The organism is Orbaceae bacterium lpD02 (assembly GCA_036251875.1).
Classification (GTDB): domain Bacteria; phylum Pseudomonadota; class Gammaproteobacteria; order Enterobacterales; family Orbaceae; genus Orbus; species Orbus sturtevantii.
On the sequence record CP133960.1, the window covers coordinates 582,134 to 601,167 of the forward strand.

Here is a 19,034-nt window from a genome sequence, read left to right on the forward strand (position 1 = left end):
TCATAATCAAAAGCGCACCAATAATGGTGCGTTTTTATAGATTGCCATTAACTATTTTTATTATGCTGATATTATGAATATTCTATAAGATCTCACTATAATTAAGCGCAAAATAACAAAGCTGATTTATTGGACTAGCTATTAATAATGAAATTTGACTCGATCTATTTGGCAATAAAAAAACGTATCTATCAGTACGAAGTTGGCAGACGATTGCCTTCTGAGTTAAATTTAGCGTCTATATTTAATGTTTCTCGTACCACCATTCGCAAAGCTTTAACACGTTTAAAAAGTGATGGCGTGATTAAGTCAAAAAAAGGCCAAGGTTATTTTCTAATCAAGCCCCCATCACTAGCGATAGCAAGCAACCTTAATTTAATTGAAATATCCCCTAAAATTGACCAGTATAGCGTCCTCCACTTTGAGTTATTGACTGCAACACTTAATCTAAGCCAACTGGTGCACTGTAATAGCGGCGAAAAACTCTTCTTAGCTAGCAAAGCGCTAAAAGCGGATAGTCAAATAAAAGTGCTTGTCGAGCAATATGTTCCCTTTAATCAATACCCTTCACTCTCGGTTCAAGATATCAGTAACCCTGAGATTCTTATGGCAAAAATAGCTGGGCAACCAATAAATGAGCACACTATTTATCAGATCATATTTAAGCCAATCAAAGCTCGGCTGGCATTACATAACACATTAAACTGCTTGCCAGAACAAATCGTCCAACAAGCATTGATAACGGCTACAAAATTAGATGGGGAGTTGATCTACTTCACAACAATAAGTTACGACCCCAATCAAACCAATATCCGTTTTAATTACCAAGTATGATAGGAAAATTAGGTTGCTTTAAAGTAATGCTGACTATTATAACGCTCAGGCACAATTAACTGCTCTGATATTTCAATCGGCAAGCCTTCAAATGTAAAAATTGTGGTAGTCAGCTTTAATAATGGGTGATTAAGTGCAACGTGCAATAACTCCGCTTGATATTGATCCGCCAAGTGTGGTGTAAAAACCCGGTAACCATCATAAATTATAATATTGCACTCATTTTGAATAAATTTAAATTTAGACTGCTCCATATGCATTACCGTCAATGTCGGGAATAACTTAACGGGTAAATAACTGTATTCAAGTAAAATAGGTAACTGATTTAAGATCCTTAAACGTTCGATATCATAAACTAAATCCTCCGGTCCTATTTTTAATATTTTAGCCACATTCTTATCGGCAATTTTGGTTGAAAACTTGGTCACTTTATTGATCGTACCGTTTTGACCATATTGCTCCATTACCCGATAAAACCCGGTTAATGGCTGGTTTTTATAATTAGTCTTCTTGATTAACTGATAGCCTTTGCCCTGCACTGCAATAATAATGTTCTCTTTAATAAGACAATAAAGTGCTCGCCTAATGGTAGAAACAGCCACCTTAAATTCACTGGCCAGCTGTCGTTCACTCGGTAACCAACTTGATACCGTATAAAAATCGCTATTAATTCGACTTCTTAATTCCGCTTCAATTTTTTTGTATACAGGTTTCATACAACATTCATTTTTTTAATTAATTGAATTTAAGTAAATTTAATCTTCACATATCTCTATTTTTTTTACTATTTGATAGCAGTGAGTTTTTGGCGTTTTGTGACTAATATCACATTCAACAGAGAAACAAAAAATAATCCTCATGATTAATCTCTATAGTAAAACGGCTGATTAACTATAGGGAAAAAACTATGAAAAAATATAATATTGTTATCGTTGGTGGCGGAAGTACCTTTACACCGGGTTTTTTAAAGTCATTTTGCCGTATGAAGAATGAATTTCCATTAGCTAAGTTGGTACTGTTTGATATTGATGCCAAAAGACAGCAGCCTATTGGTGAATATGGCAAAATTCTATTCAAAGAGCTGTATCCTGAGGCTGAATTAATCTATACCACCGATATTGCTCAGGCTTATAGCGGAATGGATTTCATTTTTATGCAGATGCGTGTTGGTGGTTATGAAATGCGAGAGAAAGATGAAAAAATCCCACTCAAACACGGCATTATTGGGCAAGAAACCTGCGGACCGGGTGGTATTGCCTATGGTTTACGCTCAACCAAAGAGATGATCAAAGCCATTTATGATATCCGCCAATATGCCCCCAATGCTTGGGTACTAAATTATTCAAATCCAGCAGCGATCGTTGCAGAAGCACTAAGACGCGAATTTCCTAATGATAAAAAAATATTAAACATCTGTGACCAACCTGAAAATGTCATTCGTTCATGCAGTCGATTACTCGGTTGTAACTTTAAAGATTTGCAACCAGTCTACTTTGGACTTAACCACTACGGTTGGTTTACCCATATGTATGATAAAAATAGTGGCGAAGATCTCCTGCCGAAAATAAGAGAATTAGTCAAAGAACGAGGCTTTTTACCACAAGATGCCGAGCAACGTGATAAATCTTGGCTAGACACCTACGGTATGGTGCAACAGCTAATGGCTGACTTCCCTGACTACTTACCTAACACGTATAACCAATACTATCTCTACACTAATTATAAAGCAAAAAGCCTTAATCCAGAATTTACTAGGGCTAATGAAGTAATGGCGAGCCGAGAAAAACGCGTTTTTGCTGAATGCCGGCACGTTATTGATGCCGGAACAACCAAAGGCTTAGTCAATATCCATGAAGATGCACATGCTGAATTTATGATTGAGGTGGCGATGTCAATCGCCTATAACTTAAACAACCGCTTTATCGTTATTATCGAAAATTATGGTGCGATTAATAATCTACCTGATGATGGCATGGTTGAAGTCGTTGCTGAGTTAGGGGCTAATGGGCCGAGCCCAATGCGAGTCGGTAATATTGCCACTTTTTATAAAGGTTTACTTGAGAATCAACTTGCCTCAGAAAAACTCGCCATTGATGCTTATTTTGAGGGCTCGTATCAAAAAGCGCTACAGTCACTCACCTTAAACCGTACCGTTAATGATGCCAAAATTGCCAGAATCATTCTAGATGAACTTATTGAAGCAAATAAACGTTATTGGCCAGAACTTAAGTAATCAATCGGATGCAAAGCGTTATTAGCGCTTTGCATTGTTGGAGGCAATTTAATGAAAATGATAACAAAAACACAATTAATGGATTTTTTTTCTGATTTTGGTCGCAGCTTATTGCTACCTATTGCCATATTGGCTTTAACGGGCTTATTACTTGGACTATCGGCTGCATTATTACGAAGTGATATTCAAGATTTACTGCCATTTTTAAAAAACAATATAATCCTTTATCTACTAAATACCGTCCGTGCCATATCAGGAAAAGCGTTTGAACTTATCCCGATTTTATTTGCTATCTCCGTGGCTTTTGGACTTGCCAAAAAAGAGAAAGAGATTGCCGCATTAGCTGGTTTTATCGGCTACTACATGATGCTATTTAGCGCCTCATTAATGATAAAAACTGACCTTGCCGACACAAATGAAAGAATGCTAACGTCGGTTTTAGGGATAAACGACACTCTACAAATGGGCGCCGTGGCAGGAATGATAGCAGGAGTATTAACCGCCTTTTTACACAATAAGTATTACAAAATACAATTTCCGATTGCGATAGCCTTCTTTGGCGGCAAACGCTTTGTTGCGATTGTTGTTATCATTTGGGCATCGATACTCGGTCAAATACTGCCTTTTATCTGGGGACCGATTTCAATGGCGATTGAAGCCATTGGTACAACAATTAGTCATGCTGGTTATGTCGGCGTATTTCTATTCGGTTTTCTTGAGCGCATATTAATTCCTACTGGCTTGCATCATATTATTAATCAATTATTTAGAACGACCATCGTTGGCGGATCGTATGGTGGGATTGACGGCACATTAAATGTTTTTATGGCTTACTTTGGTAAGGTCGATATTAATCAGTTAAAATCCTTTACTCAGTTTTTAGGCCAAGGAAAGATGCCATTTATGATGTTTGGTTTGCCTGCGGCTGCTTACGCTATTTACCAAACGACACCTCAGAGTAAAAAAAACAAAGTCAAAGCACTTATGATTGCTGGCGCAGCGGCAGCGTTTGTTACAGGGATCACCGAGCCGATTGAATTTGCCTTCTTATTTATCGCCCCGATCTTATTTGTCTTCCATTCCATTATGGCGGGAATTTCATTTGTGCTAATGAGCTTATTAGGTGTTGGTATTGGCAATACTGGCGGTGGTTTGATTGACTTTATACTCTATGGGGTATTAGTAAAAGAATCAAAATGGTATATGGTGGTTATTGTTGGTTTAATTTATGCACCGACCTATTATTTTATTTTTAAATGGTATTTGACTAAAAAACAAATTTCTATTGATACCAGCGATGATGAACTTGACCATAAAAGCGCCAGCACAAGCAGCAACATTGATAATATTGAAGAATCAATTGAATCATTAATTATCAGTGGGTTAGGTGGAAGAGCAAATATTGATGTTGTAAATAACTGTTTAACACGCTTACGCGTTGATATTATTGATAAAACCAAAGTCGATAGAGCCTTACTTAAAGCCACCGGCGCGCTAGGCTTTGTTGATAGCAGCGATACCCATATTCAAGTCATTTATGGTCCAAAAGTAGAAAAATTAGCCAGCTTAGTTAGAGATATTTTATAAATATTAAACACCTTATCACAAGCAAAGAAGACCGGTTGATTGTCTAATTTGGGAGGTAGATCGCATAGTTGGAAGATCATTAAATTAGTTCTGCGATGGAGATCGCAGAACTGAGAATAACTATAATACCCCAAATGATTAGTTGGGGATTAAGTTTATACAGCTATTTTAGCTAATAGTTGATTAACCTTATCAGTATCTTCTGGATGTAAAGTGAGATATTTTTCACAGGCTAAGTAGACATACTGATAACAGGTCATTTCACTGACTATAACAGTATCTTCCTGTGCCGGAGGATAACCAATTGCAAAAAAAACACCTTCTTCAAAAACCATATCATCTAAAAAACCATCATATTCACAAGCGAAATGACAATATGCTCCATCAGTACTAAATCCTATACTTTGGACCATATAACCTACGACTTTTAAAAAATTATCATCTTCATATATTCGATCGAAATAGGATACAATAACTAAATTTAATCCTAAATCAACATCTGATTTGCTAAATAATTCTTTTATCATAACAGGCCTCATTCTGAGTGAAAGTTTCTTACAGTACCAGTTAATTTATCAACATATATTCTAAATTTAACACCGCCAACAATCACACTAGCCTTATAGGTAACTTTAGTACCATTCTCTTCAAGAGTGACGTTGTTACCCGTTAAGTTAATCTCTTTTTTGGCAATAATATCACTGCCTTTAACAGTCAGGTTTTGACCGGCTTTAATCGTCACATTACCTTCAGTACTGCCCACAGTACTACTTTGGTAGCCTCGCTGGGTGTCGGAGGTGGTAGAAGGCATTATAAACTAGGATTTATTTCGCCTGCTGAATTTGAGTATAATTTATTAAAAACTGCCTAAAAGTGTCTCCAATTTTAGTTGACCGTTACAATATTGTTATATTTATTAATTTATAATATTACATTGATAATAGAGTTTGTGATCATCTAATTCGTACTCTTTTCGATCAAAACTTGGATTATATAAATTAGCTAAATACAAAAATAATAAAATTTCCAAAATTTTTATTAAAAATTCTATTATTTATTAAATAAATGCACGTCAACTACGTAAAATCAACAGGATATGCAATAACCAATCTTTACTAGATGGCCACTCATTCAGGTAATAATAATTACAATCGATATCATCTAATATAATTTTTTGCAATTCTTTTTCATCAAATGAAGAATCAATTAATGACTGAATTTCTTTTATTATTTCTTGTTGTTCTTCATCTGTTTCTGTATTTTTATAAGCTAATAAAGCTTCTTTTTCTCCACCAAAGATTTCTTCAAAATATTGGTTCAAATAACATCTCAAATAGTAAGACAATGCAGGATATTTTTCTCTTGCAATCATGGTGTTGGGTACCCCGTAGTAATTCTATAACCAGTAGGCATTGAAGGATCTCTTGGGATACCCCCTGCATCTTGCATAGCTTTAAGATATTGTGCATCCGACCAATATGCATCACACTGTTATAAACAGTCTAGGGCTGGGAATAAATAGAAACAAGATCCCTATTCTTGGTTAGAGTAGGAATTTCAAGTAATACGTTAAATCAAGATTGTTTCAATATCATTATTAATAAAATTGATCAGAATACTATCATCGTTTAGCTCAATATGATCAATATATTCACTAAATGACAAACTTTTGTATTCTATTAATGTATTAATTTGCAATATAACAACATCCACCTCACATACGATAAAAATATATTTTTCTGAAAAATAAAAATCATAGAAAAAAGACGTTAATGATATTGTTTGTGATATTTCATTTTTAGATACATCCCAGAAGCCAACAGACTGATCTATTCCAATAGCAATTACGTTCCCTATTTCTTTGACTATTGGATCTATTTCACTTTGAGCAGAAAATCTTAGTACACTTAATTCGTTATAAACTAAAAAATAAAAATAACGAGCATATTCTGGTTTATGAAAAAGAATTGGTAGTTGACTATCATCAAATTCTTTATTATCTATTTTTATCAAATTAATCACTTAATACCCCCCGATAATTTTGGAATTAAGGTTGTAACTTTTGGTGTTGCATTTAAGTTACCATTAGGGTAGAAGAAACTCACTTGAATAGCTCCTTTATCTGAAACATTCATTGACTTAGTTATTGTTGTCCCAAAATTATTTGATTTCTGTGAAACAATAGTTCCTTCACCGGCTGCCTTATTAAATATAGAAACTAATTGTTGTTCTGTTTTTATCCCAAGTGTATTTAAATCTTTTAAGTTTTGCGCGGAACGCTGAACATTATGAGCGTTTCCAGTCGTTACCCTACCAAAGAAATAGTCAAATTTATTAGGATCAACATTATAGCCTTGTGGGGCTATTGTACCCTTTCCAACCTCGCCAGCAATTTCCCCGCCTATATTATTCGGCTTATTAGCCGTTGTCGAGGTTCCTTTTCCAATGCTATTAACTGGTGGTTTGGTTCCTGTTGCTTCTTCTACTACTTTAGGTCCTACAATGGCAGCGGCTGCGGCCATTGCCGTATTGCTCACTCTTTCCCAAAAAACTAAATTTCGAGATGTTTCTATGCTAAACCCATAATTTTCAGTCAATTGCTGAGCTTTCCATTCTCGATAAGCCTCTACATCTTTTAAAGCTAAATCAAACTCTAATGAATTTATCTCTTTATAACCATCATACTGATCTTTATACTGACTTTGCAAATAATGATAATAAGGGTCATTTTTATCTAACTTACCATCATAAGACTCACCTGCCAACTTGAGATCTTTTCTTAATGTCCCGCATTGTTCTGAACTTAGATTTTGGCAAGCATCCTTCAATGCAAGATTTAGTTCTTCGCTTTTTTTATTCAGTTCGTTAATAGCCGCCTGCGCTTTTTCCTTGTCTTCCGCTGACAAATAAGGAAGTTGTCGCTCAAGGTCAGTCTTAACTTTATCCTCTGATGCATTTAAATAGTTATTCTCAACTGCATTTTTACTGCCTGCAACTGCGGTACCCGCATCGGCAATGCTTCCACTTCCTGCTGCAACAGCTAGGCCGCTGGCTAATTGAGCTAAGGCGCTGATATTTTCTTTTTCAGCTTGGGTTAAGTCTCTAGGATCTCGATCATCATACAGTGTTTTACGAATATATTCAGCTGCAGCTTCGCCCGAAGCGGCACCAATCCCGCCGGCTAATGCTGAATTACCTTGTGCTGCGGCAACCGCGGCACCGAGTATTGCATGGGCGATTAGGTTAGCATTAGGGTCATCCATTTTCCATTTGTCTTCTTTTGAATCATAATGACCTGTTTGCTTTTTAATCTGCTCTGCTAAATAAGGCGCACTGGCTCCCGCAAGCCCACCAGTAATATCGCCTGTAACAAGGCCACTAATAATGGCGGTTGCCGCATCAATCCCTTTGCTAACGCTGCTACCCATTCCGCCATTAGTTTTGCCTTTTTCTTGGTTGTTTTTGAGTTGAGTATCAACCGCACTATAGTAAAAGCCGTCTTTATCACTTTTATAAAAATCATCTAACGAAATTTTTTCCTTATCTTCCTTAGATAATTTATCGTATACTTTTTTCGCTTCCGCTTTAGCTAGCTCATCTTTATTCTTATCAACCTCGTTTTGCGCCTGTATGCGGTCATATTTATTGACCACATCTTTCGCCTGGGCGGCAATATCTTTGACAAGGTCAAGGGTGTCCATACGGTCTTGCTCTTTTTGTTTATCAAAGATTTGCCCCAGTGGGTTGTTAGCATTGTCAGTGTTACGGCTTAATTCATCAACGTTTTGCTGCTGCTCATCTTGATTACGTACCACTAAGCTGCCTTCTTCCACCGCTGATTTGGTGGTACTAGAGGCTTTGCCGTCATTATGGTAAACCGATGGCATCCCTCCAGTTGCTTGATACTCATCACCCTTACTAACACCAACACTGATTGACACATGGTCAACATTAAAATCCGCTTTGTTTTCGATATTTTCAAAACTAATGGTGCCCGTATCGAGTTTGTTTTTCGATTTATCATCGGCGGTTGAGGCAATTACCGCCCCTTTAAGGTCAGTATTATTGCCAACTGTCACATCAAAGCCACCTTTACCGGCAAAAACACCGGACTGGTCAGTGACACTCGCCCAGTTACTTTCCATTTCTGTTTTGCTTATTGAGACATTAACATCAACATTATTACTGCCGTAAGTATAACTACCGCTTATTGAGGTTGATAATTTGTCATAATCGTAGTTGTCAGTGTCTTGCAGAGACTCAATATTTAGGTTATTGCCCACATCCAGTTTAACACTATCACCTTTTAGCTGCCCGCCGATTAAGTTGGTATCATTGCCGGTTTTAACCGTCAGGTTTTTACCAGCATCAACGACGCCTTCGCTCCAGGCGCTACCATCGGCATTTTCACGCTCACGGCTAAAGTTGGCATTACCACTAAATTTTAGCCCGGTTTCCTTTGAACCGAAGGTGAGCCCAAGACCGAAACTGCCGCCATAGCTTTTTTCATCTTTATCGCTATGCTGGGTATTGACTGCGCCAATAAGGTTAACGTCATGCCCTGCCTCAAGGCTGATATCTTGACCCGCTTTAACTTCACTGCCTTTAACGGTGATATCACCACCCTTGTTTTGCTCATTACCAGTCGCTGTGATAGTGATATTATCACCGGCTGATACGCCGCTGCCCATCACGCTATGCTCTTCTCGATTTTCAATGCGTTCGGTTTTTTGCGTGCCAACCGACACACTCACGCCAATTGAGGCTTGACTCTCTCCTTTGTCATTTTTAAGTTGTGAATCTTCTATTGCTTGAATAGCGGTTAAGCCGGCTTTAATCGATTGCAGTGCAAGTAATTTATCATTATCTTTCTTTTTCGCTTGTTCAACCGCTTTACCTGCTTCATACACATCCGCAGCCGTACCGGTCATGGCAAGCGTTAAGCCTGATTTTTCGTACTCATACTCTTCTTTATAGGTAATTTTAGCATCATTCTCTTCTAGCGTGACGTTGTTACCGGTTAAGTTAATCTCTTTTTTGGCAATAATATCGCTGCCTTTAACTGTCAGGTCTTGACCGGCTTTAATCGTCACATTACCTTCCGTACTGCCCACCGTGCTACTTTGGTAGCCTTGCTGGGTGTCGGTGGTGGTGGTCGACTCTTTTTCTTTACCATAGGTAAAGCCAATGCCGCCGCTACTCATTAACCCTGAGGTTTTAGTGGTGGTGTTCTCTTTTTGATAGTAAGACTCTTCACCACTATTAATCACCACATTGTTGCCAGCACTCAAATTAATATCATTGCTGCCAACCACTTGACTACCGGTCACAGTAATATCTTTTTTCGCATTTAAATCAATGGTTTTACCACTTAATGAGCTGCCTGTTTGCACAGTATTATCAACATTTAAATCATAGATATTTGTCGTTTTAGAGAAGGTACTTTTGCTAACCACCACTAAATGGGCATCCACTTTTCGATTGGATGACTGCGAATTAATATTAATATTATTTGCCGCTAAGCCTAGCGCATTATCGGCATTAACGGTTGAGGCGGTAACATTGATATCGCTGCCCGCTTTAAGGTTAATATTGCCTTGGCTATAAATTTCACTGCCCACCACATGGTCGACATCCGATTTGACGTAGTTGGTACGACTGGCAATATACTCCTGTTTATCACGTGTATTAACGCTGCCAAGGTTAATATTATTACCCGCATCAAGTGTGATACTGCCATCTTTATCTTGATTAATAAGTAACGCGCCGGCGGTATTAATATCATGACCGGCCTTAATCACCATATCACCGTTTTTAACGCTGACGCTTGAAGTGCGATCAATGACGGTTTTAATATCATGACCTTGCTTGGTTTCACGCTCAGCCGTGCGCGTTGTGGTAATCAAATTAACATCATTACCCGCTGTTAAGCTGAGTTTTGAGTCAGCTGAGATGCTGCCATTTGATAAAATAGAGTCGACAGCATTTAATGCAACGCTTGCACCTGATAGGCTGCCTTGGTTATGTATTGTATTCGCCGAGATAGCCAGTTGATCTTTCGCCGCAATCGCCCCTGATGAACGAATATCGGCATCACTGCTTATTACTACATTTTTAGCCGACACGAGTGCACCGGCACTGGTGACTTGAGGGCGATTAACAATGTAGACTTGCGGCACTAATACTTCGATATCTTGCCCATCGACGGTCACGGTTTTACTCACCATCCAGACCATGTCTGAGGTGAGCAGCTTCATCTGTTCATCCGTTAAGGCCACCCCAATTCGCACGCCATAAGTATTGGCAAATTCAGCCCCAGCATTCATGAGGTTTTTATACTGCTCCATGTCACTGCTGTAATCACCTAAATAGCGTTGCCCGGTTAAGGCAATAATCTGATCTTTGATTAATTGTTGTTCATAATAACCATCACCTAGGCGTTTTTGGGTGTTATTGGGATCGTTTTTAATCTGCTTAAGCATATAGTCCGAGCTAAGCCACTCTTGTTTATTGGTAAAACGTGAGTCAGTTTCAATTAAGTAATTGCTTTGCGGATCTTTGTTTATTTTGTATAAGCTACTGTTCGGTAACGCGGTATTGGGTTTTATGGTGCTGATACTTAAGTTAGGATCAACCTCAGTGCGTTCACTCGGATTAAGCGTAGTGCTCGACACTGATGTATTTTCTTTAATCGTTGATAGGCCTAAATCAATTGCAGATATTTCATCAAGTGGGTTATAAGCATAGGAATCACGGCGGTTATAATGCCGCCCTTTTTTAGCATAATAGTCATATTGATAATAACGCGTACCGGTAGTCACTATTTTGTGTATTGAATCAACAGTATTAGTTAGATGCTCAACCATAAGACAGGAAGAACCCTGCACATTCTCATTAAAATTGCCGACTCAATTGTAGTGTCATTCGAGCATCGCTTATCGAGTTTTTATCATACCGCTAAGTTTCTCTCCAATAAAAGCATACCGTTACATCACATAGTGGGTAAATAATTAGTTCAGTTCTGCGAGGCAGTTCGCAGAACTGACTATTTCATATTTTTATTTTAATTTTGAATAACGAATGAAACTAATAATTTATTATCGGTAAATTGATTCAAATAACTTCTTGATTCTTCTATACCACTCAACACACTAGTTCCATCATAAGACCAACTAGCATATGCATATACTATATTTCCTGAAGTATCTTTTTCATATATATCCCCTCCCAAAATAAGTAGATTTGTTTTCAAAAATAACTCTAAAGCATACTCTATTTCATTTATTGGTAAAACTGCCTCATTAATACCAATGCTCTTTAAACTATTACCGCATCTTGCATACAACTCAAAAATTTGATTAATCATTTTTTATCCTATTTATTAGGTACAAAGAGCCTATGATTAATTTTACCATCAGCTCCCTTAATATATTCAAACACACCTTCTTTTCCCTTATAATTTCCATTAATTTCTAGTTTCCAGTATGATTTACCATCACCACCTTTAAATTGTGTCACTTTACCCTTTTCCGCAAATCCATCAACAGACTCAGGAAAACCATGGTTATCATTTTGAGATGATTGTTTTCTTACTTTATCTGTATAAGAACTATTTTCAAAAAAATCTACAGCATCAATATCTGACGTCTCTTTTTTCTTGGAATCACTTTTACTTTTTTGATCTTTATCATCATCAGGTGGTAACCCGGAAGCGCCACCAACAGAACCCGTTTGAGCTCCTGCTGATGTTTGACTATCAGATTTATCATTTGATGAACTATCGGAAGATTGTGCCAAATTAGCATACTTGTCTCTTAACGTATCAATATACTCTTGAGTTGATCCGCCCCCATCACTTAACCTTGCCTGAAGAGATATTCGCTCCTCAGTGGTCATACTATTTAGAACAAAAGCAACTTCTGTTTGAGATAATGTTAATCCTAAATAATCCTGTAATGTTATTGCAACAGGTGCGGCTATGGTTTGTGATGGTTTCATTACTTGAATAACAATCACCGCCAAATTATTATTCTCAACCGCATTTTTACTACCCGCAACCGCGGTACCAGCATCACTGATATTACCGCCACTTCCTGCTGCAACAGCTAAACCACTGGCTAATTGAGCTAAGGCACTGATATTTTCTTTTTCTTGTTCGGTTAAATCTTTGACATTTTTACCGTAAAGTTTATCACGAATAAATTCTGCCGCAACTTCACCCGAAGCGGCACCAATCCCGCCGGCTAATGCTGAATTACCTTGTGCTGCGGCAACGGCAGCACCCAGTATAGCATGAGCGATTAAGTTTGCTTCAGTATTAACCTTTTCATTACCGTTTTCATCATAACGAATATTACCTTTTTCGTCACGCTCATACGTTTGTTCTTTAATAACACCCGCCAAATAAGGCGCACTGGCTCCCGCAAGCCCACCGGTAATATCGCCAGTAACCAGACCACTAATAATGGCGGTTGCGGCATCAATCCCTTTACTTACGGTGCTACCCATTCCGCCAAGGTTGTTCTTTTTATTATCGATAACTTTATCATTAACCGCAACATAATAGCTATTATTCGCATAATCATCGGCTGAGTTAATACCTTGTTCTGCTAGCGCTTTTTTATCGCTGTCCGATAATTTATCGTATGTATCCTTTGCATTGTTAATTATGCCATCTTTATCTTTTGCTAAGTCATTTTGCGCCTGTATGCGGTCATATTTATTGACCACATCTTTCGCTTGAGCAGCAATATCTTTGACAAGGTCAAGTGTGTCCATACGGTCTTGCTCTTTTTGTTTATCAAAGATTTGACCGAGTGGGTTGTTAGCATTGTCAGTATTACGACTTAATTCATCAACGTTTTGCGTCTGCTCATCTTGATTACGCACCACTAAGCTGCCTTCTTCCACCGCTGATTTGGTGGTACTTGAGGCGCTACCGCTATTGTTATAAATCGTCGGTATCCCTCCTGTTGGCGATGTCCCACTGGTGCCAACACTTACCGAGACATGACTAACATCAAAGTCCGCTTTATTTTCAATATTTTCAAAACTAATGGTGCCCGTATCGAGTTTGTTTTTCGATTTATCATCGGCGGTTGAGGCAATTACCGCCCCTTTAAGGTCAGTATTATTGCCAACTGTCACATCAAAGCCACCTTTACCGGCAAAAACACCGGACTGGTCAGTGACACTCGCCCAGTTACTTTCCATTTCTGTTTTGCTTATTGAGACATTAACATCAACATTATTACTGCCGTAAGTATAACTACCGCTTATTGAGGTTGATAATTTGTCATAATCGTAGTTGTCAGTGTCTTGCAGAGACTCAATATTTAGGTTATTGCCCACATCCAGTTTAACACTATCACCTTTTAGCTGCCCGCCGATTAAGTTGGTATCATTGCCGGTTTTAACCGTCAGGTTTTTACCAGCATCAACGACGCCTTCGCTCCAGGCGCTACCATCGGCATTTTCACGCTCACGGCTAAAGTTGGCATTACCACTAAATTTTAGCCCGGTTTCCTTTGAACCGAAGGTGAGCCCAAGACCGAAACTGCCGCCATAGCTTTTTTCATCTTTATCGCTATGCTGGGTATTGACTGCGCCAATAAGGTTAACGTCATGCCCTGCCTCAAGGCTGATATCTTGACCCGCTTTAACTTCACTGCCTTTAACGGTGATATCACCACCCTTGTTTTGCTCATTACCAGTCGCTGTGATAGTGATATTATCACCGGCTGATACGCCGCTGCCCATCACGCTATGCTCTTCTCGATTTTCAATGCGTTCGGTTTTTTGCGTGCCAACCGACACACTCACGCCAATTGAGGCTTGACTCTCTCCTTTGTCATTTTTAAGTTGTGAATCTTCTATTGCTTGAATAGCGGTTAAGCCGGCTTTAATCGATTGCAGTGCAAGTAATTTATCATTATCTTTCTTTTTCGCTTGTTCAACCGCTTTACCTGCTTCATACACATCCGCAGCCGTACCGGTCATGGCAAGCGTTAAGCCTGATTTTTCGTACTCATACTCTTCTTTATAGGTAATTTTAGCATCATTCTCTTCTAGCGTGACGTTGTTACCGGTTAAGTTAATCTCTTTTTTGGCAATAATATCGCTGCCTTTAACTGTCAGGTCTTGACCGGCTTTAATCGTCACATTACCTTCCGTACTGCCCACCGTGCTACTTTGGTAACCTTGCTGGGTGTCGGTGGTGGTGGTCGACTCTTTTTCTTTACCATAGGTAAAGCCGATGCCGCCACTACTCATAAATCCAGATTTTTCGGTCTTATTTATATCATGGTTATAATACGACTCTTGCCCCGCACTGATAGTAACCGATTCACCCGCCGTGAGCGTCACCTCGTCCTTACCGACCACTTGGCTACCCACGATATCCAGGTTTTTACCCACGCGAATATCAACATCACGTCCATCAAGGTGACTACCATTTGATAAGGTATTATTGATATCGGTTTGCCTCGTCACGGTTTGCTTGGTGCCCCCCCCACTATGACCTTTAATTTTACTGTGGCTCGTGTAATCAATCTGCTGCTTTGAATCGCTAATGGCGACGTTATTACCGGCTGAAATCGCCAGCTTATCACTTGCCGAGACGTCACTACCGTGGATGGCTACATTATTATTCGCCTTTAACTCGACCGTGCCATTACCGACTATGCTCGTCCCCACCTCTGTCTGCTCTTTATGGCTGAAGTAGTTATCGCTATCGAACTCAACGCGCTGGGCTGACTCAATATCTTGCGTTGACAGGTTAATAGAATTATCGGCACTTAGCACTAACGAACTATTTTTACCTGATGATACTAGTTTAGCCCCTGCCGTATTGATATCATTACCAGCCTGTAAAACCATCTTACCCTTATCATTCTGGGTGATGAGTGTGCTGGTACTGTCTATATTGGTATGCGAGAAATGGTTATTGTTAACCGTATTTTTACCCTGGGTGGTGGTTGAAATAAGGTTAATATTTTGACCAGCTGTCAGTTTTAAGAGGTCTTCGGCAATTATCGTCCCTCCCAGATTATTAATATCGGTTACGGCATTAAGCGTCAGATTATTGGCTGATAATAGCCCTGCATGTTGATTATTAATTGTGCCAGCCGTTACCTCTAACGTCTTTCCTGCCAGTACCTTACCGCTATTTGAAAAATCATGATTTACGTTAATATTGACATTATTGGCTGAGACTAGGCCACCACTGCCATCAACGCTGACTTTACTCGCAAAGTAGAGCTGGGGGACTAATACCTGTTGCGTGGTGCCATCATTTAATACCACGGTTTTACTCACAAGCCACACGATATCGGTCGTTAATGCCGACATCTGCTCAGCCGTTAGCGCAACGCCAATCGTCAATTGGTAGCGCGAGGCAAACTCAACCCCCGCATTCATCAGCGCTTGATATTGCGCTTCATCATTGCTATACCCATCAAGATAACGCATCCCCGTTTGATTAATAATTTGTTCTCGGATCAGCTTTTGCTCATAGTAACCATCCCCTAACCGCTTTTGGATATTATTAGGGTCGACTTTAAGCTGCTTAACCATATAATCGGAACTGAGCCAGTTTTTCTGGTTAGTAAATGCGGGATCGGTTTCAATCAGATAGTTGCTGTCTACTTCAGGAGTCAAGTTATAGAGCCCATTTAAAATAGGCAAGTTTATGGTGCTGTCATTACTATTCAAGGATGAATTTAAATCCCCTTCAATCTGACTACCGTCACTGGCGACCGGGGTATTTTCCTGCGCCTGCGCATCATTTAATAAAATCGTTTCAATCACTTCAGCGGGTTGATAAGTCGATTTGCGTTTACCCTGATCATCCGATCCTTTTTGACTGATCCGATAAAAATAGGTCACAATGCCATTATCAACAGTATAACGCTTGCCCTCTAACGAGCGAGTATCAAAACTATCGGCATTGACGGTTAAATCGCTGCCAGCAATCAGTTGGCTGTTATCATTTAACACATGGTTAGCATTGATGACTAAGCTATTGCCCGCTAAAATTTTTGCTGGTTCACTGTGCGTGATTTTTGATTCTCTTACCGCACGCTCGTATTGATATTCATAATAGTCATCGGTGTAATCTCCATTTGGCATTCGCATGTGCCAAACTTCACTGTTAAAAAAAGTCAGTTCATCTTTGCTATAACGTACGGGACTTTTCGATGCTTGGTACTCAAGGATGGTTTCTACTTCCAGATCGCGCACTTCAATTTCAATATGATCATTAATATTATTCAGTTCATCTACCGCTAACTGCACATTTTTCGCTGACTCAATGGTTGCGCTATGATTATTGATAACAGTTGCCGAACCCGACACCGTCAAGTCATCATTAAGGCTCCCGCCAATGACCATATCCCCTTCACTATAGATCAGCGAGTGCTCATAGTTATTAATCGTTTTACTGGCAATCGCTAATCGACCCGTTGACGCAATGGTTGCCGCACGATTGTCATCCGCTAGGTTATTGAGTTCATCACTGCTAATTACTAGATCCGAGGCGTAAATCCGTCCCGTACCAATATTATTGAGCTGCTTAGCATTGAGTAATAATGAATCCGCATTAACCAATCCCGTATTCGTCATTTCATCCGCATCGATAACTAAATCAGTGGCATAAATATTACCTTGTCCCGTATTAGTTAAGTGCGTTGTTTTAACCTTAAATGAGTTTGCACTCATTTCGCCACTATTGTCGATTTTATCCGCGTGTAATAGTTGATTGCTTGAGGCAATTTGGTTTTGATTATCAATTGACTGGGCGGTTAGCTGCGCGTCAGTTTTCGCAATTATCGTACCAGTATTGACAATTTTACCTTCGGTATTAATGGTGACACTGCCCGCACTGGCGCCTAAACTACCCGCATTATAGACGCCAACACCGCGCTCGGTACCAACAAGCTTGATATTACCCGCATACATACCGCCAAGACCCGCCACATCGATGGCCAGCTGCGGTTTGTCGTCATCGCTTTCAAGGGGTTCAATCGTCTGTAAATCATAGCTGACTTTATTTTTACCCACAATAACCTGCGCATCATTGGCCCATAGGCTGCTATTGATATTGACGCTGCGCGAGATGAGATGGGTATAATTTTGCCGGCTACTGTCCATCCCTTTGCCATTAATGGTGATATTACCCTGCTCAACTAAGTAACCGGTTAATTGACCGTTTTGCATAATCGGTTTACCGGTCGTTAAGGTGGCGCGGTCGGCATTAATAAAGCCGCAACCATTACAGGTAATACCGGCGGCATTAGCAATTACAACCTGCGCTTTTTGCCCAGCGACTTCAATATAACCATTAAGTTGGCTGGCATTTTTAGCATTAATTTCATTTAAAATGACTTTCGCACTGCCAGAACGCACTAAGTTGTCATTGCCTTTAATATAACCAGCAAGTTCGGTATTTGATAACTGAGCGCTATTATTTAAAACCACCCCTTTTTCGGACACATCGAATTGGCTAAATTTATTATGAGATACGCCTGCTTTACTGGCTTCTTGAATATTTATTTGTGTCACGCCGTTGGCGGTGTTATTTAAGGTTGGGCGCTGCGATTTATCAGCATTTTTATCAACGATAATGGTGTTAGCATAGCTTGAGGTGACAACACTGACTAAACCGAGTGCTACGTAAGTTAAAAAACAGAGTGGGGTTAAGGCTGCCGTGATGTTTTTATCATGACTTAGGCTCGCCTTGGCTTTTTGCGTAGTGCGGCCTTCACCTTGATGGCTTTTTACTATTTCGGCCACCACCATTAACATGCCACGGGCTTTATTGAAAATAATGCGATAAAAATGCTTATTCATTGTTGTAATTCTCTTGATTTAAATCTAATGCCAACGGATTGCTACGTTGCCAAGTTTTTGCGGTTTCAATGGCAACCTGTTTTCCCCGATAAAACTTAACCCTTATCCCACCTTTATTCCCTTTATGGTATAAACTTCTCATGCAGCTATTAGCAAACATATCGCTGAGTATCATGTCACTCACGTGTTTACTATCACCAAACGGCGCCACCCAATCAATAAACCATATTCGGCTGCCGCTATTCCAATCGGCATCGGTTAACGTTAGACTGTTTTTAGCCAACAAATATTTTTTTTCACTCGCTTCATTCATCCACGCCCAAGAGGTGAAAAAAATGGGTTTACCCGCTTTTGTGCCTAAGACAAATTGTTGCTTTTTTATTGCAGGTAATAGCAAGGTAGGTAACATATAAAGTGGAATTTCTTTATGAAATTCTGAGTGCATCCAAAGCCAAACAGCGCTACCAAACACATCACCTTCACTGTATTTATCACCTAAAAATAAAGGCGAGATTAATTGGATTTGCGACAT

12 protein-coding genes are annotated in these 19,034 nt (G+C 39.3%); 3 read left to right on the top strand and 9 right to left on the bottom strand.

Features of this window, described 5'->3' with window-relative positions:
• Positions 1-147: 147 nt before the first annotated feature.
• The gene (locus RHO12_02440; protein ID WVD66639.1) at positions 148-834 is read left to right on the top strand and encodes a GntR family transcriptional regulator; all 687 of its coding nucleotides are present in this window, start codon (positions 148-150) and stop codon (positions 832-834) included.
• Positions 835-842: 8 nt separating this feature from the next.
• Here RHO12_02440 and RHO12_02445 read toward each other — a convergent pair whose 3' ends face one another.
• Positions 843-1,550, bottom strand: coding sequence for a GntR family transcriptional regulator (locus tag RHO12_02445; GenBank protein WVD66640.1), 708 nt, complete (start codon positions 1,548-1,550; stop codon positions 843-845).
• Between the two features lie 191 nt (positions 1,551-1,741).
• Here RHO12_02445 and RHO12_02450 point away from each other — a divergent pair, with 191 nt between their 5' ends.
• Positions 1,742-3,067, top strand: coding sequence for a 6-phospho-alpha-glucosidase (locus RHO12_02450; GenBank protein WVD66641.1), 1,326 nt, complete (start codon positions 1,742-1,744; stop codon positions 3,065-3,067).
• Positions 3,068-3,118: 51 nt separating this feature from the next.
• Positions 3,119-4,654 (top strand): PTS transporter subunit EIIC, encoded by a 1,536-nt coding sequence (locus RHO12_02455; GenBank protein WVD66642.1) that lies wholly within the window; start codon positions 3,119-3,121, stop codon positions 4,652-4,654.
• Positions 4,655-4,809: 155 nt separating this feature from the next.
• On the opposite strand, the gene cdiI is transcribed toward RHO12_02455, so the two are convergent.
• The 8 genes from cdiI to RHO12_02495 all read right to left on the bottom strand — a co-directional run bounded on the left by cdiI (position 4,810) and on the right by RHO12_02495 (position 19,034).
• Positions 4,810-5,181, bottom strand: coding sequence for a ribonuclease toxin immunity protein CdiI (cdiI, locus tag RHO12_02460; GenBank protein ID WVD66643.1), 372 nt, complete (start codon positions 5,179-5,181; stop codon positions 4,810-4,812).
• 8 nt (positions 5,182-5,189) lie between these two features.
• Entirely contained in the window at positions 5,190-5,465 is a 276-nt protein-coding gene (locus RHO12_02465; protein ID WVD66644.1) for a hemagglutinin repeat-containing protein, read from the bottom strand.
• A 261-nt stretch (positions 5,466-5,726) separates the two neighbouring features.
• Positions 5,727-6,026, bottom strand: coding sequence for a contact-dependent growth inhibition system immunity protein (locus RHO12_02470; protein WVD66645.1), 300 nt, complete (start codon positions 6,024-6,026; stop codon positions 5,727-5,729).
• A gap of 197 nt (positions 6,027-6,223) precedes the next feature.
• Positions 6,224-6,676: a hypothetical protein gene (locus tag RHO12_02475; GenBank protein ID WVD66646.1), complete on the bottom strand. Its 453-nt coding sequence runs from the start codon at positions 6,674-6,676 to the stop codon at positions 6,224-6,226.
• A complete protein-coding gene (locus RHO12_02480) occupies positions 6,673-11,520 on the bottom strand; it encodes a hemagglutinin repeat-containing protein (GenBank protein WVD66647.1) in 4,848 nt (1,615 codons plus the stop codon). Before RHO12_02480 ends, RHO12_02475 begins: the two co-directional genes overlap by 4 nt.
• 197 nt (positions 11,521-11,717) lie before the next feature.
• On the bottom strand, positions 11,718-12,020 hold the full coding sequence (gene imm40 / locus RHO12_02485; GenBank protein WVD66648.1) for an Imm40 family immunity protein: 303 nt from the start codon (positions 12,018-12,020) through the stop codon (positions 11,718-11,720).
• 8 nt (positions 12,021-12,028) lie between these two features.
• A complete protein-coding gene (locus tag RHO12_02490) occupies positions 12,029-18,502 on the bottom strand; it encodes a hemagglutinin repeat-containing protein (GenBank protein ID WVD66649.1) in 6,474 nt (2,157 codons plus the stop codon).
• Positions 18,495-19,034 (bottom strand): toxin-activating lysine-acyltransferase, encoded by a 540-nt coding sequence (locus tag RHO12_02495; protein WVD66650.1) that lies wholly within the window; start codon positions 19,032-19,034, stop codon positions 18,495-18,497. Before RHO12_02495 ends, RHO12_02490 begins: the two co-directional genes overlap by 8 nt.

Excerpts from the sequence above, each read along its gene's own strand:
- RHO12_02440 (WVD66639.1), top strand. The coding sequence starts at position 148 with ATGAAATTTGACTCGATCTATTTGGCAATAAAAAAACGTATCTATCAG.
- RHO12_02445 (WVD66640.1), bottom strand. The coding sequence starts at position 1,550 with ATGAAACCTGTATACAAAAAAATTGAAGCGGAATTAAGAAGTCGAATT.
- RHO12_02450 (WVD66641.1), top strand. The coding sequence starts at position 1,742 with ATGAAAAAATATAATATTGTTATCGTTGGTGGCGGAAGTACCTTTACA.
- RHO12_02455 (WVD66642.1), top strand. The coding sequence starts at position 3,119 with ATGAAAATGATAACAAAAACACAATTAATGGATTTTTTTTCTGATTTT.
- cdiI (WVD66643.1), bottom strand. The coding sequence starts at position 5,181 with ATGATAAAAGAATTATTTAGCAAATCAGATGTTGATTTAGGATTAAAT.
- RHO12_02465 (WVD66644.1), bottom strand. The coding sequence starts at position 5,465 with ATGCCTTCTACCACCTCCGACACCCAGCGAGGCTACCAAAGTAGTACT.
- RHO12_02470 (WVD66645.1), bottom strand. The coding sequence starts at position 6,026 with ATGATTGCAAGAGAAAAATATCCTGCATTGTCTTACTATTTGAGATGT.
- RHO12_02480 (WVD66647.1), bottom strand. The coding sequence starts at position 11,520 with ATGGTTGAGCATCTAACTAATACTGTTGATTCAATACACAAAATAGTG.
- imm40 (WVD66648.1), bottom strand. The coding sequence starts at position 12,020 with ATGATTAATCAAATTTTTGAGTTGTATGCAAGATGCGGTAATAGTTTA.
- RHO12_02490 (WVD66649.1), bottom strand. The coding sequence starts at position 18,502 with ATGAATAAGCATTTTTATCGCATTATTTTCAATAAAGCCCGTGGCATG.
- RHO12_02495 (WVD66650.1), bottom strand. The coding sequence starts at position 19,034 with ATGTCGCAAATCCAATTAATCTCGCCTTTATTTTTAGGTGATAAATAC.